This window comes from Nostoc sp. (assembly GCF_036917415.1).
Taxonomy (GTDB): domain Bacteria; phylum Cyanobacteriota; class Cyanobacteriia; order Cyanobacteriales; family Nostocaceae; genus Nostoc.
The window spans coordinates 67,952-90,654 of record NZ_JBALDJ010000071.1 but is presented as its reverse complement, the minus strand read 5'-3'; the positions used below and the strand labels follow the sequence as shown (position 1 = coordinate 90,654).

At 41.8% G+C, this 22,703-nt stretch carries 13 protein-coding genes and 1 pseudogene; 7 read left to right on the top strand and 7 right to left on the bottom strand.

What is annotated here, in order from left to right; translation table 11 throughout:
- A pseudogene (locus V7K41_RS14180) lies at positions 1–491 on the top strand (hypothetical protein); the annotation flags it as partial.
- A 277-nt stretch (positions 492–768) separates the two neighbouring features.
- Positions 769–3,177, top strand: coding sequence for an NB-ARC domain-containing protein (locus V7K41_RS14175; RefSeq protein WP_334849058.1), 2,409 nt, complete (start codon positions 769–771; stop codon positions 3,175–3,177).
- Between the two features lie 61 nt (positions 3,178–3,238).
- Here V7K41_RS14175 and V7K41_RS14170 read toward each other — a convergent pair whose 3' ends face one another.
- A complete protein-coding gene (locus V7K41_RS14170) occupies positions 3,239–3,409 on the bottom strand; it encodes a hypothetical protein (RefSeq protein WP_334849057.1) in 171 nt (56 codons plus the stop codon).
- 365 nt (positions 3,410–3,774) lie between these two features.
- On the opposite strand from V7K41_RS14170, the gene V7K41_RS14165 reads away from it, so the two are divergent.
- Positions 3,775–4,506, top strand: a complete 732-nt coding sequence (locus V7K41_RS14165) for a Uma2 family endonuclease (RefSeq protein ID WP_334849055.1) — start codon at positions 3,775–3,777, stop codon at positions 4,504–4,506.
- A gap of 111 nt (positions 4,507–4,617) precedes the next feature.
- Here V7K41_RS14165 and V7K41_RS14160 read toward each other — a convergent pair whose 3' ends face one another.
- The 3 genes from V7K41_RS14160 to V7K41_RS14150 all read right to left on the bottom strand — a co-directional run bounded on the left by V7K41_RS14160 (position 4,618) and on the right by V7K41_RS14150 (position 8,609).
- On the bottom strand, positions 4,618–6,609 hold the full coding sequence (locus V7K41_RS14160; protein WP_334849053.1) for an ATP-binding protein: 1,992 nt from the start codon (positions 6,607–6,609) through the stop codon (positions 4,618–4,620).
- Positions 6,606–7,892 (bottom strand): DUF4255 domain-containing protein, encoded by a 1,287-nt coding sequence (locus V7K41_RS14155; RefSeq protein WP_334849052.1) that lies wholly within the window; start codon positions 7,890–7,892, stop codon positions 6,606–6,608. Before V7K41_RS14155 ends, V7K41_RS14160 begins: the two co-directional genes overlap by 4 nt.
- A 285-nt stretch (positions 7,893–8,177) precedes the next feature.
- Positions 8,178–8,609 (bottom strand): EamA family transporter, encoded by a 432-nt coding sequence (locus V7K41_RS14150; RefSeq protein ID WP_334849050.1) that lies wholly within the window; start codon positions 8,607–8,609, stop codon positions 8,178–8,180.
- Positions 8,610–9,010: 401 nt separating this feature from the next.
- Between V7K41_RS14150 and V7K41_RS14145 the strand changes: the two genes are divergently transcribed.
- Positions 9,011–10,924 carry a protein kinase domain-containing protein gene (locus tag V7K41_RS14145; protein WP_334849047.1) on the top strand — a complete coding sequence of 638 codons (1,914 nt, stop codon included), beginning with the start codon at positions 9,011–9,013 and terminating at the stop codon, positions 10,922–10,924.
- 374 nt (positions 10,925–11,298) lie between these two features.
- Here the strand turns inward: V7K41_RS14145 and V7K41_RS14140 are convergent, their stop codons facing one another.
- Complete coding sequence (locus V7K41_RS14140; RefSeq protein WP_334849045.1) at positions 11,299–12,897, bottom strand: peptide ligase PGM1-related protein; 1,599 nt, start codon at positions 12,895–12,897, stop codon at positions 11,299–11,301.
- 549 nt (positions 12,898–13,446) lie between these two features.
- On the opposite strand from V7K41_RS14140, the gene V7K41_RS14135 reads away from it, so the two are divergent.
- Positions 13,447–14,319: an SDR family oxidoreductase gene (locus V7K41_RS14135; RefSeq protein WP_334849042.1), complete on the top strand. Its 873-nt coding sequence runs from the start codon at positions 13,447–13,449 to the stop codon at positions 14,317–14,319.
- A gap of 210 nt (positions 14,320–14,529) precedes the next feature.
- A complete protein-coding gene (locus V7K41_RS14130; RefSeq protein WP_292873204.1) occupies positions 14,530–14,787 on the top strand; it encodes a hypothetical protein in 258 nt (85 codons plus the stop codon).
- Between the two features lie 88 nt (positions 14,788–14,875).
- Here the strand turns inward: V7K41_RS14130 and mgtE are convergent, their stop codons facing one another.
- Positions 14,876–16,276 (bottom strand): magnesium transporter, encoded by a 1,401-nt coding sequence (gene mgtE / locus V7K41_RS14125; protein WP_334849039.1) that lies wholly within the window; start codon positions 16,274–16,276, stop codon positions 14,876–14,878.
- 958 nt (positions 16,277–17,234) lie between these two features.
- Between mgtE and V7K41_RS14120 the strand changes: the two genes are divergently transcribed.
- On the top strand, positions 17,235–20,726 hold the full coding sequence (locus tag V7K41_RS14120; protein ID WP_334849038.1) for a PA14 domain-containing protein: 3,492 nt from the start codon (positions 17,235–17,237) through the stop codon (positions 20,724–20,726).
- Between the two features lie 173 nt (positions 20,727–20,899).
- Here the strand turns inward: V7K41_RS14120 and V7K41_RS14115 are convergent, their stop codons facing one another.
- A complete protein-coding gene (locus V7K41_RS14115; RefSeq protein ID WP_334849037.1) occupies positions 20,900–22,450 on the bottom strand; it encodes a mercuric reductase in 1,551 nt (516 codons plus the stop codon).
- Between the last annotated feature and the right edge of the window lie 253 nt (positions 22,451–22,703).

Sequence of the window (22,703 nt, the reverse complement as noted above, 5' to 3'; positions counted from 1 at the left end):
AATCAACGACTGCCCAAATTCAATCAACGACTGTCCGAATTCAATCAACGACTGTCCGAATTCAATCAACGACTGCCCAAATTCAATCAACGACTGTCCGAATTCAATCAACGACTGTCCGAATTCAATCAACGACTGCCCAAATTCAATCAACGACTACCCAAATTCAATCAACGATTGTCCGAATTCAATATAGGAATTTAGCAAACTTGCTTTTATTAAACACAAAAGCGATGGCTTTGCCAACGCCTGCCGTAGGATGCCCAAAGGGCTGTAGGGCAAACGCAAGAATTGAACCGATACAAAGCGTAGAGGTTGCACAGGAAGCATTTGAGGTGTTTGACTTACGAAGTCATCATGTTACACGCATGGTTGAACTTATGGAAAAATATGCAGATTTGCCAATGGATATGGCAGATGCTTCTCTGGAAGTCCCTAGCAGAACATCTGGGACACGGACGGATTTTGACAGTTGGTCAACGAGACTTTAATACCTACCGTTGGAATAACAGCAATCCTTTCAATAACTTGCTGCTGAATTTTGAATAAAGCAGGACTTACGCACAGGTCACGGAAAATCAAACCACAGAGAACGCAGAGAACACAGAGGAATAAGAGTTAGAGAGGTTTTTTGCGTAAGTCCTATAAAGTTTGCAAAAGTCGGGAAAAAAGTCGGATTTACAGAATCTTATCCGAAAATTCCAGCAGCATAACTGTAGATTGATTTATAGTTGTCCTTAAAATCTGAACTACCCTTGTCGTTACACAATGGACGCCCAAGCAGCATTAGCATGGTTAGACGCTATAATTCCCCCTCAGACTGGGGAACAGTTGAGCGATTTGCAAAAAGTGATTCTTGTGCAAGTTTGGTTGGGTAGAAAATATTTAGATATCGCTGATTCTTACGGTTGTACGGAAGGACACGCCAAGGATGCTGGTTCTCAGTTATGGAAGTTGCTTTCTAAAGTATTACGAGAAAAGATTACCAAAAGTAATTGTCGCGCTACTTTGGAACGGGTTCTGAGAAAAACTACTGCGATATCATCCAGTCTGATTGATTACTCGCGATCGCACCAACCCACCCCAAAATTAGAGGATACCAATTTTATTGGACGAACAGAAGCGATCGCTCACCTGAATACTTTGGTAAATCAAGGCTCAAAAGTCATTGTTATCCAAGGTGAGGGAGGTTTAGGCAAAACTACTCTAGCGCAGCAATATCTCCATCAGGGGTTTGACTTAGTTTTAGAACTGTTGATGGCGAAGGAAACGCAGAATATCACCCCCGCAGAAAGGGTAGTAGAGGAATGGCTCAAACAAGATTTCGATCGAGAACCTGGGGTAGAATTTGGGGTAACTTTGGGACGACTCAAGCGCCAACTCCACAATCGGCGGATTGGGGTGTTAATTGATAATCTCGAACCTGCATTAGATCGACAAGGTGGGTTGATTGCTTCTCATCGCAACTATGTGGAACTATTACGGGTATTGGCTGATGCTAGAGTGCAATCTGTTACCTTGATTACTAGTCGCGATCGCCTTTGTGAACCTGGGTTGAATGTGAATCACTATCGGCTTCCTGGCTTAGATGAAAGCGCATGGCAAAAGTTTTTTAGTAACCAGGGATTAGCCATCAACTCGCCAACCTTGCAAATCATGCATCGCACTTATGGCGGTAATGCTAAAGCAATGGGAATTCTCTGTGGTTCGATTCAAGAGGATTTCGACGGTGACATGGTTCTTTATTGGCAAGAAAATCATGCCGATCCTTTAGCAGCAACAGACTTAAAAAATTTAGCTGTTAGTCAAATTAATCGTCTGCAAACTCTCGACCCCCAAGCATATCGCTTACTTTGCCGTTTGGGATGTTATCGTTACCAAGATATATGCAGTATTCCATCTCAAGGGTTGTTTTGTTTGCTGTGGGATGTCCCATCTGAGCAACATCGCCAAATTATCGCCTCGTTGAGAAATCGGTCTTTAGTGGAGTGTGAAAAAGGTGAATACTGGTTGCATCCGGTGATTCGGAAAGAAGCGATCGCACGTTTACGCCCCAGCGATGAATGGGAAATTGCCAACCACAAAGCCGCAGAATTTTGGACAACGAGTGTTAAACAAATTGAAACCTTTAAGGATGCTTTGCAAGCTCTGGAAGCATATTATCACTACATAGAAATTCATGAATTTGAATTGGCGGGTAAGGTCATTTTAAAAAGTCGAAATAATCAATGGCAGCAGTTTTTACCTCTTGGTAGTACGTTGTATCGAATGGGTTTAATTCAACCGATACTTGCGGCAATTACTCAAATTGTTCACAATTTTGGAAATGACCAAAATGTTAGCGAGCTTTATAATATATTAGGCGATCTATATTGGATAAGAGGTAAGATTAGTCAAGCGATCGCTTGTCAAGAAAAGACTATTACTTTAGCAACGCAAGCACTCAAATCACTTATACCTCAGCCAGAAAATAAACATACAGTTTACTATCTGAGGATGCTAGAGGTAGATTCTTTATTAAGTATTGGTCTTTACAAGATAGATTTGTGGGAACTAGAGACAGCCGCAAAGTTATTTCAACAAGTAATTTACTTAGCTCAAAATACCGAGCATCATCGCTGGGCAGAGAAAGCTTCAGTCTGTTTAGCTTTGGTGTATTCTTATTTAGGTTTGCGTGATGCCTCGTCTGCATTAGCAGATGTAGCTTATCAAAATATTACGAACGAAAAATTGGTGGAACAGACTGGAAGATTTGTTTATTTCATGCAAATTTTAGGTCAAACCTACGTCAATTTGGGCGAATTTCACCAGGCAAATCAGATATTCCATCAAGCTTTGACTTTTGCTGAAGAAAGTCACTATATGCAGGTAAAAGCAAAAACACTCAATGGTTTAGCAGAAATCCATCGACAACAAATAGATTTTGCATTAGCTCTTGTTAATCACACAGAAGCAATCGAACTTTTGGATAGAATAGGTGCAAAGTGTGACCTGGCTGAAGCTTATTTTCAATTGGGTTTAACTAATAAAAAGATGGCAACACTTGATGAAAGTCAAATAAATTTTAATCGAGCGATTCAGCTATTTACTGAAATCAAAGCACCAAAACAAGTTGAAAAAGTTTTAAACTGTACTGCTCAAATCTGTATCACCAGTCGGAGATTGGAAACGATGTAAAAATCTTTGATTTAGTAGACGGATTTGTAAATTAAATCGACGTAAATAATTAAAAGTTGACTCAGGGACTTGGTACAGTCCATTGAGAAGTGGTTTGATCGTACTTTCCTCGTATGGTTGCAGCGCAAGGACGAGCTGCTGCTAAAGCGGCTAGTTCATCGTCTTCCGAGGTATAGTCTCCAAAATCTACACCTAAGAAACCACCATTCCCTAAAACCCCGATACTCTTCAAATGATCCTCAATATTATCTAAATCAAGAATATCAGAGTCATCATTGGCGATCGCTATCGACTTAAGTGGAAATTATTATGTGCCAGCAGTAATATCATGTCCGCTTGATTAGTTATTATTCCGGGCATCTATGCAAAAATCTTAAAACCCTCTTTCCCCCTGCGCCCTGCCCCCTGCGCTCTTAATGATAAGTCTTTTACGGAACATGATATAACTCTGTGTGAGCGAGACTTATAATCGTAGAAAGCTGAAATGAAAAATTGAGGCGTTCGCCCTTGGCAATAGCCTCTTGTAGAAAAGCCATCGCTTTTGAAGCTGAATGAATTGGGTTAAGTTAGATTTATCTTGTAAAAAGAGAAATTATTATGTCTTCTGCTCAAGATTTAGAAATAATTTTAGAAGACACACCAGAAGATGTTATATTTCCTCCTGGTGATTTATACAGTGATGAACCACCTTTGGAAACAGAACTTCACTTGCGGCAAATACTGCTGTTGATTCAGTGTTTGGAATGGTTGTGGCAAGAGCGTCAAGATTTCTACGCTTGCGGTAACATGACGATTTATTACAGTCCGCGTCAACGCAAATCTGAGCAATTTAGAGGCCCCGACTTCTTTGTAGTTTTAAATACCCAGCGTAAAATACGTAAAAGCTGGGTAGTTTGGGAAGAAGATGGCAAATACCCAAATGTGATTGTAGAGATTCTTTCTGACAAAACAGCTGCTACTGATAGAGGGTTGAAAAAGGAAATCTATCAAGATATTTGGCGGACTCCTGATTATTTTTGGTTCGATCCAGTAAGTTTAGAATTTAAAGGATTTCATTTATTAGATGGCCGTTATCAAGAACTGCAAGCAAATGAAGCAGGTTGGTTATGGAGTCAGCAATTGCAGTTATATTTGGGAATTTATCAATCGAAGTTGCGCTTTTTCACTCTCGATGGACAACTGACACCCACGCCAGAAGAAGTAGCACACCAAGAACAGCAACAGCGTCAACAAGCCGAGCAGCAACGCGAACAAGCCGAACAACAACTTGCCCAAATGGAGTCCATGCTTGCTCGCTATCGGGAAAGATTTGGTGAATTACCAGAGTAATTTTGTTTGCTATGGTAGTTGGCGTAGGTACATCCTCTTCTAGACATCGCTCACAAATTTTACAACCTAGTCTAGCTACCAGGATCTTCCAATAAGGTCAAAATTGTAAAATCACATCCATCCTCCCACTTCCGCATCAGTCAGGGGTTTCTCTAACTTACTATATTCTGTTTGAGCCGCTCGCAATACGTGTTTCATCTGTACTGGTTCCCCGGCATCGGCAGCGAGGAAAGCGGCATTTAAGGCGATGTTACGGATATTACCTCCAGCGACATTGAGCCGTGCTAGTTGCAGAGCATCTAAATCTGCGGTTGGGGTTTCGGCTGGAAAGACGCGCCGCCAAATCTCGGCTCGTTGCATTGTATCGGGGAAGGGGAACTGCACCACAAAGCGAATCCGCCGCAGGAAGGCTGTATCAATTGCACTCTTCAGGTTGGTAGTCAAGACTGCTAGACCTGGGTAACTTTCCATACGTTGCAATAGGTAGCTAACTTCAATATTGGCATAGCGATCGCGCGCATCTTTGACTTCACTCCGTTTGCCAAATAAAGCGTCAGCTTCATCAAATAACAAAATCACTCCACCTTGTTCTGCGGCATCAAATACCCGACGCAAATTCTTCTCTGTCTCGCCAATATATTTGCTGACTACCGATGATAGGTCAATCCGATAGAGGTCGAGGCGTAATTTCTGAGCTAGTACTTCTGCCCCCAAGGTTTTACCAGTGCCGCTACTACCTGCAAATAGAGCGCTGATTCCCAATCCCCGCGCACTCTTGCCCCCAAAACCCCAATTATTATATACAGTACTTCGTTGGCGCACATGAGCCGCAATTTCCCGGAGAACTTGTTTCTGTGCCTCTGGTAATACTAAGTCCTCCCAATCACCAGATGGCTCAATCCGTTGGGCAAGTTCATCTAAGCGCGGACGTGCTTGCACGCGGCAGGCATCCCATAAAACACTAGTGATATCGCTTTCTGGTGTTTGTGCCAACTGTCCTGCGGCTTCTGCACAAGCAGCACGAATGGTTGCAGCACTGAGGTTAAACTGATCCACTAAGGTTTTGACTTGCCCATTCATTTGCGATGCACTCGCCCCTAATGCATCTTGCCAAACTGCACTTTGTTCTTTGCTAGTTGGTTGATGTACGTCAAAATTAACTACTAGGCGTTGTGATAAGCCGATCCGTTCTCGACTTGTAACTATTAAAAAGCCCTTTGTGCGTTCAATGAAACGAGCGATCGCATTCAGCCGCGCTGTATCATTAGTATCCAGTTCGTTGCAGTCTATGAGTAAGGCACTCTTACTTAAAATCGTCTCGCGAGTCCACAGGCGGATGAGATTATCCAATTCGCCAGGTGCTAAAGGAATGACTTGTGCAGGCATTACCCACAAGCTTAAACCCTGAAGTTGACAAATTGTAGCGGCAATGGCACGTTTACTGGCAGTTTCACCACTAGATAACTGGACAATTGGCAAGCTATTAACCTTGTAAGCTTGTGACCAAACCGCTGCTACTCGCTCTGCTAAATCTTGGTGTGAGGGTACTAAATCGCTAACCTCTGGTAATGGCTCAATGATACCAGCTAGCCGTTCGTCAAGATATTGGATACCCGTGAGATAATGTAAAATCCGCTCGTCAATTCTCAAGGGACTGAGAGTCAGGGAATGACCATCACCAATTTGAATTAACCGCCAATGGCGTAAGGGAGCATTTGGAGCGATCGCATCCCAGTGGACGTTAGGTAAAGCTGCCAAAGCTAAACCCAAAGTTGGGTAAGCTCGTTGTGAATCGTCGTGAACTATAGCACACAATTTGGCAAAATCTCCATTTAATTCCATACCTGTACACAACAGCAACAAATCACGTTCAAAAGATGAGAGGCGAAACATTTTGCATATTCTCTCCAATGCTGATGGTGCAGGCATAGCAGCAGCCGTTTCCTGTAACGCTTGCTGTAAATGCTCTTGGTTGTTCTCTTCAGGTTGGTTTTGCTCTTTTGCCGTGTGATTTTCTAAAATATCACGCACCACGGCAAGAGCTGCTGATAGGTAGCGGTAGTTTGCCTCATCCCAATTGTGATTAATTATCGTAGCATTCATAAAATTGTCACCTGTGGCGAATCATATTCCCCAAACTGATTCTTTTGTAGTGGACTTTCGGCCCCATCTACCCGCACCCGCACAATATAAGTTCCTGGCTTGACGTTTTTGACCGGAATCGCGATCGCATCAGTGTCTTGAGTCGGTGGTGCAGCCAAGAAAGAGTAAGCTACCGGACTATCATCTGATACCTCATTTGATACCTCATTGAGTAGCAAAACTACCCGCTGTGCCTTACCTACTTTGGGCTGGAATTTAACGGTAATTTCTACCGTGCGTAAATCGCCACTATTTTCTACTTGAGTGACGAATGCTGTAATTGTTGGATGTAAAACAAAAGCTGCAACGTTTGATTCAACTAGATGATTCGTTTGCCCTGCATTATTGCCCATTGTTAGATGTACAACTTGGACACCCTGAACGCTTGCGTATAAATCTGGTGGCACTAACAAACTGATTTGCGTTTCTTTTACTTCTTGAGGTACTAGTAATGTCTCCGTATTACCGAAACGAACTCGTGTGATTTCACCCCGTAACCGTTTACCACGAATTACTAATTTTGTACCTGCAACAATCATTTGTTCAGTTTTTGTTGGAGCTATAACTTGCTCTATATTCGGTTGAGACAAGGGCATCGTGTAGAAACCTTCTTCTTTGTCAGATTTACTACTTTCAATCAATACCATTGATGCTAAATAGGTAGCTGAAGGTCGATAGTGTGTTTGTAAAGCAGACCATAACTTAGAAGTTTCTTCCATGTTAAAAAACTCTGGAGTCAGTTTTATCTGCCCAATTTGTTCAGCTAAATCGGATACAGACACACTTGCTACAGCTTGGGAAAAAGCACTTGAGGTATTAGTTGTAGATGCATTTATCAAAGTATTTTCAATAATATCAGATGTGATAGCTGGTGTTTTGTGTAATAAATGCATTGCATAGCCCAGTAAAAGCTCTGCCTGAAAATCCTTGGCTCCGTAAGCTGTTAATAAGTAGTGAAGATCAAGAGCTAGTGGTGGAGTCGAAGAACGCGGGTTTCCATTAATACGTGAGTGCCTGCTCCGAAATTCTTGAGATACCCAATCGACATTGCGATTCTGCGTCACTTGATAGAGAAAAAGGTTGATTTGGGCACGCTCGTCAGCTTCAACTGAAATTCGATCGGGCGGTAGAGCAGTTACAATCACATCACCAACACTAGCAGCGATCGGATCGCTGACTAAACCATTTTCCAGCAAGACTTTTAGTACTGCTGTCACTGCGGCTATAGAGAGCACATTACTCATCCTGATTCCTCATGGCAATAGCACATATTAATCATGTACGCCAGAGTACATTAATAGAATATATTTTGCAAAACTTTAAGTCTTGTTGTCGCAAAGACTATCAGCACGGCAGACAAAAGCGGATTGTCAACTATTAGTACAGCACGGCATAAATCCACCTACCATCTTAATTAAAAAGACTCGGCAATGGTCAAAACTATTTTATTAAAACTATGTAAATTTCCACTTAAAGCTATCTGATGTACTTGAACGTTAGAATTTTAAAACATCCTCTTAATTAAGATTTTAAATAATTAAAATTAAAGTGCCTATGACTACTAACCCAGTTCCTAAAATGATCTTCCAATTTAATGTTTCTCCCAAAAAAATGACTGAAAAAAATAAAACTAATACCAAGCTTGATTTATCAATTGGTGCAACAAGGGAAGCTTTTCCTGCTTGTAAGGCTTGGAAGTAAAAAATCCATGATAACCCTGTAGATACTCCAGATAATAATAAGAAAATCATGGTTTTTTGGGATATAGCTAAGATATTAACTACGTTTCCCTGAAAAAATACAATTCCCCAAGCAACTACTAAGATGACAACAGTTCGGATTGCTGTTGCTAAATTAGCATTCACATTTTCTATCCCAATTTTGGCAAAGATAGTTGTCAATGCTGCAAAGCCAGCTGACAATAATGCATATATCCACCATGTTGTGGTGTTGCTTTCCATCTTAGCCTCCTGATTCACTAGTCAAAATTAGCAGTGTAATTTAAGAAGAGTGTTAAATTTAATTACTTGTCTATCAAGTTTGACTTGCTAGGTTCGTAGTTTGCGCTCTACCTTTCACTCTCTTAGTCACTCAGCACTACTGAAGCTAACGATTATCGTCGAACTTGCGCTAACTTAATATCAGGAACAAATTTCAACTGCTACAGGTCTTAAGTTTAAACATTTTATCAAATTTATTGCATTACTTAAGTTACTAATATGTTAAGCTGAGTATAATTAGATAATTACTAGTAGCATATATTACTAATATTCATCTAAGTTATGAAGCAATCATATTTGTAATACTAGTATTATCTCTGAATAAAGTTAACACTTAAAGTAACTAGGATGGGTTGCGCCAGATGAAATCCCCACCTTCTTCAAATTCTTGGAATGGTCGCTTCGTAGGTGATAACCAGCGATACCGTTTAGACAGACGGTTAGGCGGGGGTGGCATGGGAGAAGTCTTCCTGGCAACGGACACCCGTGTAGGTCAGCAGGTAGCGTTGAAGTTGCTCAAAGATACCCTAGTGGCATCACAAGAAATGAGAAAGCGTTTTGAGCGTGAGGTGGCAGTTTGTGCTGCTTTGCAAAGCGACCACATTGTTAAGATTAGTGACTGTGGAGTCACCCCGGAAGGTTTTCCATTTTACGTCATGGAATATTTGCGGGGGCAAACGCTTGGACAATTACTGCTGCGGGACAAGCGGCTGTCTGTTGAGCGAACGGTGAAGATTATGGCTCAAGTTTGTAAGGGTTTACAGCTTGCCCATCAAGGAGTGACTCTCCAACGGGATGGCGGCAAAACCACTGAACATATTCATCAGGTAATTCACCGCGACCTGAAACCAGATAATATATTTTTGATGCCCACAGATTTGGGAGAGTGGGTGAAGGTTTTGGATTTTGGTGTTGCCAAAATTCGCAGTGAATCTTCAGAAAATACCAATATTACAAATATAACTAGTACATTTATCGGTACATTTCGTTACGCACCTCCTGAACAAATCCAAAGCGATCGAAACCTGGACGCTAGAGGTGATATTTACAGCTTAGGAATTATCCTTTATGAAATGCTGAGTGCAGCCGACCCATTTGGAATCAGCATTAAGGGTAGTCATGTTAGTGAAGCTTCTTGGGTATTAGCTCATGCTTATGAGCCACCAAAACCACTGCGATCGCAACCAGGGTGTGAGAGTTTACCCATACAATTGGAAGCGGTGGTGATGAAATGCCTCCAAAAGAACCCAGCTAACCGATTTGCAACGGTAGAAGAACTGAATCAAGCTTTACAAGCTGCTGCAAAATTTGCCACAGAATCTAGTGTACCCAGAGAAATTACTGGGCGATCGCAACCTTCTTTTAATCAAGGTTCAAATTACGAAACTGTTCCCAGACAATCAAACGACGACACGATTGTGCGTCCTCCATCTGCTTTCAATCAAGGTTCAAATCACGAAACTGTTCCCAGACAATCAAACGACGACACGATTCTGCGTCCTCCATCTGCTTCCAATCAAGGCTCAAATCACGAAACTGTTCCCAGACAATCGAACGACGACACAATTCTGCGTCCTCCATCTGCTTTCAATCAAGGCTCAAATCACGAAACTGTTCCCAGACCATTTAACCCGATTAAGCAAAACCAATCTGAGCAAACCGTTCCTCCCATTCAGGCTAGACAGACCCAAGGTTCAAATCACGAAACCGTTCCCAGACCATTTAACCCAGGTGAGCAAAATCAACAGAGTCCGGTGAATAATCCGAACGCCAGCAAACCTGATGTGACATTATATCAACCACGACCAGGAGCTAATCAAAGCGATCGACAAGTACCACCAGATAAGACGTTGTTTCAACCACGACCAGGATCTAATCAAGGTGGTCAACAAGTACCACCAGATAAGACGTTATTTCAACCACGACCAGTATCTAATCAAAATAGACCACCAGTTCCAGCAGATAAGACGTTGTTTCAGCCGCGACCAGCATCTAATCAAAGTAGACCACCAATGCAACCAGATGTGACGTTGTATCAGCCACGACCTGCGTCTAATCAAAGCAGACCACAAGCACGAACGGATGATACTATTTACCAACCAAGGCTAACTGAGCAGCTAACTACAAAAATTACTCCTAATTTCTTGCGAATCGTAGGAGTGGTGTTGGCTATTGGGCTGACTTTAGGAGTAGTAACCTATATATATACTCAATCGCAATCTCGTAAACAGCCAAATACCCAGCAAAATTTACCTAACAGCGATCGGCGCATTTAAGGACTTCCAAGTAAAAAAATATCCCAAAACTAACACACAAATCTTCCCTATTTCTCTTCTCTCTGTGTTCTCTGCGCCTCTGTGGTTCGTTTATTTGGATAATTTATTTCTTTGAAATCCCTTAGAACTAATCAGCTATGTCTGGTTAAAGACTTATCAAGACCGCAGATGGGAGGGATTTTTGGGCTTTCTGCATAGATTCGGGAATTATAACTAATATCAATTCTCTAAAATAAGGCAACAGATGTAAGCCGGGAAAGCCTTGCTGCATCTAAATTTCTCAATTGCGAATTGCGAATTGGGAATTGGTATAATCTCATCGGGGCACAAGCATTGTTGTACCCCTACCATGTGTTAAAAACAACATTCCTTAACTATAATTCATCCCAAACCACGGGAAAGGAATAATCTGAAAGCGCCGAGAAATCACGATTTTCGCTGCGTGTTTCTTCATCCAGAACTTTGACAACTTTGTTATAAATGTCTTGTGCTTGCTGTGGGGAATCACCGATGCTGGTTAATCCCACCTTGCCAAACTGCGAAAGGCAACCCATCAGATGAAACACTGTACCCGTTTCTGTACCGCTGTCGAAGTGCAGTCTGTGGTGAGCGATGATATCCATCAAATCATTGGGTAATAATCCCTGATAGCGCTCTTTTTGGAGATTATCAGTGGCAATGTAATATTTTGGACGACCTTGTTGACTATAAAATAAACCCGTGGAAAAGTCATAGCGACCGTTCGTTAATAATTTCAGGGTCATGAATGGATGAGTTGTACCGCCTTTACGCAGGTTAATTTCGATCGCCTGAATATCCCACTCTTTATTACCCTTGTCAACGGCGATAAAATCTAATCCAAATCGCTCTAAAGTGCCTTTCTCTGCTAGCTTTTTGCCAACTTGTAGTCCTAATTGCTGTAATTGCAACCGATAGCTTTCATCAGCGGGAAAGCGACAACCAAGATAAATCTGACCGTCTGGGCCACCGAGAATTTGGTCGTGGGTTGAAAGGATTTCCACTTCGCCATTGGGTGTGATCCTTCCTTGGACGCTGGGCGATCGCTTAGTTTCCCCTTCCACAAATGCTTCGGCGAGCGCCCCTAACTCAGGGATTCTTCCACAAAAATGATCCCAATTCTCTTGTTTGGCTTGAAAGCGCATTGTTGAGAAGCGATCGCTAATTGCTGCTACCCTTTGGGCATGACTACCTTTGCCTGGTGCTACATTCTCAATTGGTCTAAAGTCTAGCAGCGCATTTCCTTCTCCAGAAATGCCTTCGTTGAGTTTCACTACTACCCGTTTTAATGTCGGTTGGCGTTCCCACAAATCACTGGTAGCTTCTGCCAAATCTGTGTGGTTCCAAACTTTTTCCGTGCCATCTGGATATGTTACTCCGCTTTCAGCAAAGATATGCCGACTGCCACTTTTTGTCCCCCAAATCTGTAAATCTGGTGCGGCAGCATACAGTGGTACACCTAATTTTAGAGACAATTCGCCTTCCCAGTAGGAAGAGTTATAGCAGATCATGAACGATTTGTCTAGCCTCAAAGCTTGATGAATCCGCTCTAGCAGACGGGGGCGTTCTAAAATCTTTTGGCTCAGAGGCTTAAATGAAGAATCGTAAGTAGAAAGTAGCAGTAAGCGATTGCGAGCATGAGAAAAGGGAATTCCTGGCAACAGTTGCAGATAATAATCAATGATACTAGGATGCAGTGGTACTGATGTTACATAAATCAGTCGAGTCTGGGGATTCTGCAACCGGATCAAGGAAAATAGTAATCTTTCTTCATAATGCTCGCAGCCTTCGATCTTTTGGAGTTCGCCCTGGTCGATACTCAGGGAGGGAATAATTAAAATATCTGCTTCACTATTGTCAAATAGTTCGCTCGTTTTCCAGCGATCGCGCAGGGTTAATTGTAAGTGGCGAAACTTTTCAACCTGTTCTAACTCATAAATATTTAATGTTGCCATAACCCATGCCCTCTAATAATCTCAATGTAGCGCACCACGCACCTTTTTGGACGATGTATAGTCGCCGTGTCAGCATTTAGATAGTTTTGCAAAAAATTTCCGTAAGTCCGCAAGGATCGATTGAACTATAGCAACCCGTAAATCGCCGACTTCTTTAATTTCGTTTCCATCTTAAGGTTGAGCTAATTGCAGCTTAGTTTACCTCTAGGGGGCGATAAAGTACAGCAATATAATAGTTAACTTGAAAGCAGATGAAAAAGATAAATTCTTCATCACATCAGAGTTGTGTACTTATTTTCGAGGATCGATAATGTAAGTTGCGTACAGTTGCTAGGAATAAGTAAGTTTGGCAAACATCCAGGATATGAATGCCTAAAATTGCAAATGGCTAATGAAAGTCAAAGCAAAAAATAAGCCTTGGGTTGAATTTTCGATCCAAGGTTTAGTTATGAAATAGGGAATGTAGAGATGAAAAAAATGGGGTTCAATCAATGCTCAATACCCCATTACCAATGCTCAATTCAATATTCAATTACCAAGGTAAAACAGATGGCTAAATCAAAAGAGCAAAAAGAGCAAAAATTGCAACCGCCACAGCAACAAGAAACACCAGGTGTTGAATCAGAAATGACACCAAAACCCAAAGCAGATGATGCTCAGTATCGGGGTAGTGGCAAGTTACAAGATAAAGTAGCATTAATTACAGGTGCAGATAGTGGTATTGGTCGTGCTGTTGCGATCGCATTTGCAAAAGAAGGTGCAGATGTGGCGATCCTTTATCTTAACGAACATGATGATGCCAAAGAAACAAAACATTTGGTAGAAAAACAAGGGCGTCGTGCAGTTACCATTGCAGGAGATATTGGGAATGAAACTTTTTGTCAGCAAGCCATCCAACAAACAGTTGGTGAATTTGGCAAACTCGATATTCTCATCAATAACGCCGCCGAACAACATCCGAAAGAAAGTATTGAAGAAATCACCGAAGAACAACTAGAGCGAACTTTCCGCACTAATATCTTCTCGATGTTTTTCATGACTAAAGCTGCACTCAAGCATTTACAAGCGGGCAGCGCTATTATCAATACCACATCGGTAACAGCTTATAAAGGTAACCCACAGTTACTAGATTATTCCTCTACAAAAGGTGCGATCGTTGCCTTCACTCGCTCCTTATCAAAAAATTTGGTGTCAAAAGGAATTCGCGTTAATGCCGTTGCACCAGGCCCAATTTGGACACCTTTAATTCCCTCAACTTTTCCCGAAGAGAAAGTTGAAACTTTTGGTAAACAAGTACCAATGGAACGAGCCGGACAACCAGAAGAAGTTGCTCCTAGCTATGTATATTTAGCTTCTGATGATGCTTCTTATGTCTCTGGACAAGTGTTACATGTTAATGGTGGAGATGTGGTCAATGGGTAAGGAGAATAGTTAGGAATTACTCAATTTTGGATTTTAGATTTTTCTTTCAATCCGAAATTTAAAATCCAAAATCGCTATAATTACAGTCATAATTTTTTATTTTTTAATTCTTAACTCCACCCTCATGGTCATCCATTGGAGGGATGATTTAATATCGAAATATTGATAATCTGTCTAACAGCGTACATTTAAGAAATAATAACTACGTTTATGGCATCTCTTACACCACTGCATGGCAGAGAACTAGTAGATTGTGCTAGAGCAAATGCCCAGCAAGGAATTGAAACTGCTGCTTATCAATGTGGCTATGGTCAAGACCTCAACAAATTTGCCCAAGAACTAAGACAAGCTTGTGAAGACATGAATTTACAAGTGAAAGAACTTAGCGGATTGATTACTGACCAGGACATGATACTGCAATTGGGTACTGGCGAAATTGTTGCTCCAGATACGGAATCAGAATTGTAAAAGTTAAGTTAGTCATTTGTCCTTTGTCCTTTGTCATTTGTAGTGTGTTATTCACTAATGACTAATGACTAATGACCACTGGCTCTTTTCATAACTTTAAAATTACTCGCGCCAAATTGAAGTAGATCAAAACGCCTACGACATCAACTGCTGTAGTAATGAATGGTGCTGACATTAATGCCGGATCTAAACGCAGATAGCGAAAGAGAAATGGTAATGCTGAACCGGAGATCGAAGCTAAAATAGAAATAGCTACTAAACTAGTGCCTACAGCGATCGCTACTTCTAATCGTCCTTGCAGAAAATAAGCCCAGACAGTAGCGATCGTACCTAACATTCCTCCCAATAATGCCCCAGCGATCGCTTCTCGGCCGATTACTTGCAATACACCAAGCGATCGGATTTCATCGGTATTCATCCCGCGAATCACCACTGTGGAAGATTGAGCGCCTACATTACCCCCAGTACCAGTCAACAAGGGGATAAAGGCCGTTAATGTCACCACTTTTGCTAAAATATCTTCTTGCGACTTAATAATTGTGCCTGTGACGGTATTGGTTACAAGTAAGACCAATAACCAGACAACCCGCTTCCGAGCAATTTCCAGCAAATTCATTTGAAAATAATTGTCGCCACCCGACTGCACACCACCACCCAAGGCATAGATATCCTCGGTGGTTTCTTGTTGCAGAATATCAATCACATCATCCACCGTAACAATACCTACTAAAAGCTGTTCTCGATCTACCACAGGCACAGCTAAAAAATCATATCTTTGGATTAATCTTGCAACTTCTTCTTGGTCTGTATCAGTGTAAACAAACACTACATCACGGGTCATAATTTCGCCAATAATTTGCTCAGGCTGAGACGTTACTAATTCCCGTAGCGATACAATCCCCGTTAAGCGCCTTGCCGCATCCATGACATAAAGATAATAAATCATCTCACTGGCATTAGCTAAGTTGCGAATTCGCTCCAGAGCTTGAGATACTGTCAAGTTTTCTTTCAGCGAGATTAGCTCTAGTGTCATGATTCGCCCAGCTGTATCAGCTTCATAACCCAATAGTTGGGCTGTAGCTTGACGTTCTGCTGGACTCAGTTGTTCTAGCAAGCGATTGACGACTTTTGCCGGTAATTCATCAAATAACCTAGCTCGGTCATCCGGCGACATTTGATCGACAATATCGCAGACTTCCTGGCTTTTAAGTTCTTCAATTAACCGTTCTTGAACACTGTAATCAAGATATTCATAAACTTCGATCGCCTCATCCTTAGAAAGCAAGCGAAAAGCCAAAGCGTGCATCGCTTCTGGCAAACCCTCAATCGCCTCGGCGATATCCGCAGGCTGCACGGGTACGAGAATAGATTTTGCTCCCTGCAAGTCTCCTGCTTCCAGGAGCATTTGCAGCTGAGTCCGCACTAAATCTCGCAATTCCCTGCGTGAGAGATTCTGGATGGTAGAGTTTAAATTGTTTGTCTCAGTCAAAGTCCACTTTCCTCAGCCAGTTTGAACAAGGTTGCTGCCCCTAGTCTAGGGGAAAGTGGGAATGTGCAACGTCAAACTTGTAATTTTTCTGACTTCGAGTAAATTGAAAAATTTTGTAAATCAACGAAAGAGTAGGGTTTCGGACGCTGACAATTCTTTGTTCGCGGTGTCTGGTTGGCGTAGCCTCTCATAGAGAAGAAAAACTGTCGCGTAGCGATTCGCAGAATAATCCACCCGCTTATTTCTTAATTCCAGCTGATTGTGTTCCCTAGCTTAAATGCATGAATGGTGAGGCTCTTGCAAAAGTTTTTGCTCCACTGATTTGAGGTTATTACTATATTTCTGCTGGTTCTGGTAAAAAGATATAAAGTAAAAGTCAAAAGTCAAGATGAAGTATAAATAAATATTATTTTTTCAAATCTTTAAATATTAAAAATTTTCTTTACCTAATTTTTATAGAGCTAATAAATCTGTAAATAAAATACATTAAATTATCCGGTACTTTGGCAATTTTTATTTAAATATTATCAAAACTTTTCTATTCCTTTAAAAAAGGATATATCAATATGAATATTTAAACAAAGTCCTATAAACAAGATAGACATAACACCGCAATCTATTGTCAAATATGTAGAAGTAAAAGAATACTTAAGTAAGTTATGTAAAGTTATTGCATTTTATTAATTACGTATATATCTGTTTTTCTTGGGCATCGCTTGCCTCAACGAATATGCATCTGCACATTAGTGAGATTAGAGGCTTTCAAGAATTCAGAAATTTGTTGAAAGAAAACAAAGACCAATATATTCTTCAACTAATTATTCATAATTAGCAATTACTAAATATATATTTATAGGTCAATCAATGATTAGCTTATCAATATATTTATGTCAAGCTTTATGATGCATTTTTGGTTGAAAATATTCATCCATATAAGACTGATCCTGAAACACTAATTATGGCATCAAATCAAAACTTATCAACATCTGTAAGTCCAGTAATTACTAATAAATCATCTCTAGAAAGCATTGATCAAGGACAAACCAGCATTTCTGCTCGGTCTAGCCTACTCTCTCAAGGAGATGGACTCAAGGCAGAGTATTACGACAACATCGACTTCACCAACCTCAAGCAAACTCGCACAGATCCGACGGTGAACTTTAACTGGCGCAGTGGTTCTCCCGATCCGTCGATTGATGCAGATACCTTCTCAGCGCGGTGGACAGGTCAGGTAGAAGCCAAGTACAGCGAAACTTACAAGTTCTACACCACTGCTGATGATGGTGTGCGACTGTGGGTGAATGGTCAACAAATCATCAATCAGTTTATCGATCAACCTGCCACCGAATCCAATGGCTCGATCGCACTAGTTGCAGGTCAGAAGTACGATATTAAACTTGAGTACTATGAAAATAAATCCAATGCCGTTTCTCAACTACGTTGGTCAAGCACCTCTCAGGCGAAGGAAATCATTCCTCAGTCCCAACTGTATAGTAATGTCAGCACACCTAGTAATGTTGTCAGCACATCTAGTAATGGCAACGGACTAAAAGCAGAGTACTACGATAACATCGACTTCACCAACCTGAAGGTAACTCGCACAGATTCAACGGTGAACTTTAACTGGGGTGCTGGTTCTCCCGCTCCGTCGATTGATGCAGATACCTTCTCAGCACGGTGGACAGGTCAGGTAGAAGCCAAGTACAGCGAAACTTACAAGTTCTACACCACTGCTGATGATGGTGTGCGACTGTGGGTGAATGGTCAACAAATCATCAATCAGTTTATCGATCAACCTGCCACCGAATCCAGTGGCTCGATCGCATTGGTTGCAGGTCAGAAGTACGATATTAAACTTGAGTACTATGAAAATAAATCCAATGCCGTTTCTCAACTGCGTTGGTCAAGCACCTCTCAGGCGAAGGAAATCATTCCTCAGTCCCAACTGTATAGTAATGTCAGCACAACTAGTAATGGCAACGGACTCAAAGCAGAGTACTACGACAACATCGACTTCACCAACCTGAAGATAACTACTACAGATCCGACGGTGAACTTTAATTGGGGCGCTGATTCTCCCGCTCCATCGATTGATGCAGATACCTTCTCAGCGCGGTGGACAGGTCAGGTAGAAGCCAAGTACAGCGAAACTTACAAGTTCTACACCACTGCTGATGATGGTGTGCGACTGTGGGTGAATGGTCAACAAATCATCAATCAGTTTATCGATCAACCTGCCACCGAATCCAGTGGCTCGATTGCACTAGTTGCAGGTCAGAAGTACGATATTAAACTTGAGTACTACGAAAATAAATCCAATGCCGTTTCTCAACTGCGTTGGTCAAGCGCCTCTCAGGCGAAGCAAATCATTCCTCAGTCTCAACTTTATTCACCAGTTCTTCAGACCACTATCACCTTAGGATCGTCTTCGATGACTGTGAACGAAGGCAGTGATAGTGTTATCGTCAAAATACTTAGAACTGGAGATTTAAGTGGTACATCTTCAATCAAGTATGCGACTGTAGCTAATACTGCTACAAAAGGAGTTGACTATGGGAGTGAAGGCATTGAAAGTGCTGGAACACTGACTTTTGCGCCGGGACAAAGCAGCACGCAGGTATCCATTCCGATCAATGATGATTCCTTGATAGAAGCAGATGAAACCTTTAATTTTGTCATCGATCAGGCAGAGGGGGCAACACTAGGAGTCCAAAGAACTCTCGCAATTACGATTCAAGACAACGATCGCTCCGGCCTCGATTTCAGTCAGACAGTAGTTAATGAAGGTGACGGTACTGCTAAGGTGATAGTTACACGGGGCAACGCTTCGGCGGCTGCTAGCGTCAACTACATAACCGAAGATGGGACTGCTAAAGCTGGATCTGACTACCAAACTGTATCTGGAAACTTGAGTTTTGTCGCTGGACAAACCAGTAACACAATTGTTATCCCCATTCTTAATGACAACGTTGGGGAATCAAATGAAACATTTGCTTTGAAGTTCAGTAACCCAGTTGGAGTACAGCTAAATAATCAACAGACAAGTATCACTATTATTGATAATGACTCTGGTAACTTTGCTTTAGATACGGTAGCTTCTGGTTTGAATCAACCCACAGCTTTTGAATGGGCACCTGATGGTAACAGTATGTTCATTGCCCAGAAAAATGGGGTAGTGCGAGTCATGAAAAACGGTAGCTTATTATCAACAGCATTTACTGATATTAGCAAAGAGGTAAATGATACGCGCGATCGCGGTCTATTAGGCATTGCCGTACATCCAGATTTTGGCAAAAGTCCAAACGGCAACAACTATGTTTACCTGTTGTATACCTACGATCCACCAGAAACTAGTGTAAACAATTCTAATAATAATCCCAATAGCACATTGGACGATCCCGATCAGAATGGGAATCGGACTGCACGCCTAAGTCGCTTTACAGCTGACCCCAACACTAATTACACTACAGCTATTGCTGGCAGCGAAGTTGTGCTACTCGGCACAAATGGTACTTGGGCAAATATCAGCCACCCAGATGGAAATAGTACAAATGTCTCACTTGGCTATGCACCATCAGGAATTCTCAACAAAGATACTGGTAAGCCGTTTACCAGCTTACAGGATTATCTTAATAATCTCGATAAAGTCCAAAATGTCCAGAATTTTATAGCCAATGATAGTGAATCTCACTCAGTTGGTTCTGTGCGTTTTGGTACTGATGGTTCTCTGTTTGTTAGCTTAGGAGATGGTACTTCATACAATGGGATAGACCCCCGAGCAATTCGCGTCCAGGATAAGAATAATTTGTCCGGCAAGATTCTGCGGATTGACCCGATTACTGGTAAAGGCTTATCAAGCAATCCTTTCTACAACGGTGACGCCAATAGTAATATTTCTAAAGTTTATGACTTAGGTCTGCGTAACCCCTTCCGTTTCACAATTGATAAGAAGACTAACACCCCCTATATTGGTGATGTTGGCTTAGGTACTTACGAAGAGGTGAATGTCGGAAAACCAGGCGCTAACTTTGGCTGGCCATTCTATGAAGGTGGCCTTGATGCAAATGGTAATACCATCAGTCTGAAACAACCATCCTACGCTACTTTAGATGCAGCAAAAGCCTTCTATAATAGTGGCTCAACTGTTACAGAACCATTGTACACTTACAAGCATTTTGGTTCTAATTCGATCCTTGTGGGTGACTTTTATACAGGTAATACTTTCCCTTCAATCTATCAAAATGCCTTATTCATTGGTGATTTCAGTCAAGGAACTATCGATGCTTTGATATTAGATAGTCAGGGCAAAGTTACCTCAGTTAAGCGGTTTGCTTCCCAAACGGACAGACCTAATTTAGGATTGCCTACACAAATCACCACTGGCCCTGATGGTAATCTGTATTACGCAAACTTGACCGGAGGCGAGATCGATCGTTTCCGACCTGTTTAGAGATGACTTGAAGGAGGCAGGAGGCAGGAGGCAGGAGGCAGAAGGCAGGGGGCAGGAAGGAGGAAATAAACTTTTTATGTCTGGTTTTGAGTCCTGTACTTTGTACCTCATCTAGTTGAAAACTGCTGTATCAATTATCAGTGAACAGTTATTCGACTGTTCACTGATTTTGCTTAAGATAACTTTGTCAGAAATCCCAACAATTTTTTGGTATTTGATGTTAGGAGTGTTCGACGATAAGCATCAGCTGCTTTTTTAATCGCTTCGGCTTGAGTGGGATAAGGATGAATTACACTGCTTAACTTGCTCAAACCAATCTTATTTACCATTGCCGTAGTCACAAGTGATATCATCTCACCTGCGTGACTGGCGACAATAGTTGCACCGATAATTTCATCAGACCCCTTTTTATGGTGGATTTTGAGAAATCCTAACTCTTCACCATCTGCGATCGCTCGGTCTACACTACTAAAAGGGATCTCAATTGTTGTCACCTCAATACCCAATTTCTGCGCCTCGTGTTCGGATAACCCTACGTGAGCAATTTCTGGGTCAGTATAAGTTACCCAAGGCATCACTAAACTACTGAGTTTCGAGCGTCCCCAGCCAAAGGGAGAAAACAGCGTATTCTTAATTACAATCCGCGCTGCTGCATCAGCTGCATGGGTAAACTTCCAGTTCATGCAGATATCGCCAGCTGCATAAATTTTGGGATTGGTCGTCTGGAGGTAATCATTTACCTTCACGCCTTTGTGCTTGTCATATTCTACACCCACAGCTTCTAAATTTAGATTTTCTACATTTGGCGATCGCCCCGCACCGACTAAAATTTCATCGACTGTTATTGAATCTCGATGACCATTAGAGGAAAAATAAAGCCGTTTCCCCTGAGTGACAGTTACCACTTCTTCCAACTTGGAATTGAGTACTACGCGAATTCCTTCATTAATCAAAACCTTTTGGAGAATTTGAGCGGCTTCAGCCTCTTCTTTATTCAGAAGATGAGAACCGCTATGGAAAAGCACCACCTTACAACCCAAACGTCGGAAAGCTTGCGCTAATTCGCAACCAATGGGGCCGCCACCAATTACCGCCAAATGTTCCGGTCGTTGAATCAGCGAAAAAACCGTCTCATTAGTTAGATAACCCGCCTGTTCAATTCCCGGAATCGACAGTTGTGCAGGTCTTGTGCCAGTTGCAATCACAGCTTTTTTAAACTTGAGGGTTTTGTCGCCAACTTCCACGGTATTTTTACTCGCAAATCGACCGTTACCCAAAAAGACATCGACACCTAAGTCTTGAAATCGCTTTGCCGAGTCATTATGGCTAATATCAGCCCTGATTCGCCGCATCCTGGCCATAACTTTGGGAAAATCAACATCAATATTATGTTGGGGAATATTAACTCCCAAGTCTTTAGCATCCCAGATTTCGCCAACGACGCGGGCAGACCGAATAATAGTTTTAGATGGTACGCAACCAACATTTAAGCAATCTCCACCCATGAGATGCTTTTCAATCAATGCCACCTTTAAACCCAAATCCAGACCCGCAGCACCCGCCGCCACCACTAATCCCGCCGTACCAGCACCAATTACTACCAAATCGTAAACATCGGCAGGTTGAGGATTAACCCAATTTGGTGGATGGACGTAAGACACCAACTTTTGGTTATACTCATCTATTGGGCGAACTGTGACTATCTCTAAATCTGAATTGGTCATTGGCAAAACCTGTTTTAAAATTAAGAATCCTGATAAATTTAGGCGGCTCAGTCTTTTATTTTTTATGCTTGTTTAATAAGGAATACAGCCTTTGAATTGTTTTGTCCGTTTGGGAATTGACAGATACGATTGAAGCTTTCCTGTATAAGAGGATGTTTTAAAAGTCCTCTGGTCGGTAGCAAAACGTTTTAGATCCCCCTAAATCCACGCCATATGCTTCAAGTGGGCAGAGCCGCCCAACGCAGCGGGAAAG

Coding starts and splice junctions, on each gene's coding strand:
- V7K41_RS14175 (WP_334849058.1), top strand. CDS start 769: ATGGACGCCCAAGCAGCATTAGCATGGTTAGACGCTATAATTCCCCCT.
- V7K41_RS14165 (WP_334849055.1), top strand. CDS start 3,775: ATGTCTTCTGCTCAAGATTTAGAAATAATTTTAGAAGACACACCAGAA.
- V7K41_RS14160 (WP_334849053.1), bottom strand. CDS start 6,609: ATGAATGCTACGATAATTAATCACAATTGGGATGAGGCAAACTACCGC.
- V7K41_RS14155 (WP_334849052.1), bottom strand. CDS start 7,892: ATGAGTAATGTGCTCTCTATAGCCGCAGTGACAGCAGTACTAAAAGTC.
- V7K41_RS14150 (WP_334849050.1), bottom strand. CDS start 8,609: ATGGAAAGCAACACCACAACATGGTGGATATATGCATTATTGTCAGCT.
- V7K41_RS14145 (WP_334849047.1), top strand. CDS start 9,011: ATGAAATCCCCACCTTCTTCAAATTCTTGGAATGGTCGCTTCGTAGGT.
- V7K41_RS14140 (WP_334849045.1), bottom strand. CDS start 12,897: ATGGCAACATTAAATATTTATGAGTTAGAACAGGTTGAAAAGTTTCGC.
- V7K41_RS14135 (WP_334849042.1), top strand. CDS start 13,447: ATGGCTAAATCAAAAGAGCAAAAAGAGCAAAAATTGCAACCGCCACAG.
- V7K41_RS14130 (WP_292873204.1), top strand. CDS start 14,530: ATGGCATCTCTTACACCACTGCATGGCAGAGAACTAGTAGATTGTGCT.
- V7K41_RS14120 (WP_334849038.1), top strand. CDS start 17,235: ATGGCATCAAATCAAAACTTATCAACATCTGTAAGTCCAGTAATTACT.
- V7K41_RS14115 (WP_334849037.1), bottom strand. CDS start 22,450: ATGACCAATTCAGATTTAGAGATAGTCACAGTTCGCCCAATAGATGAG.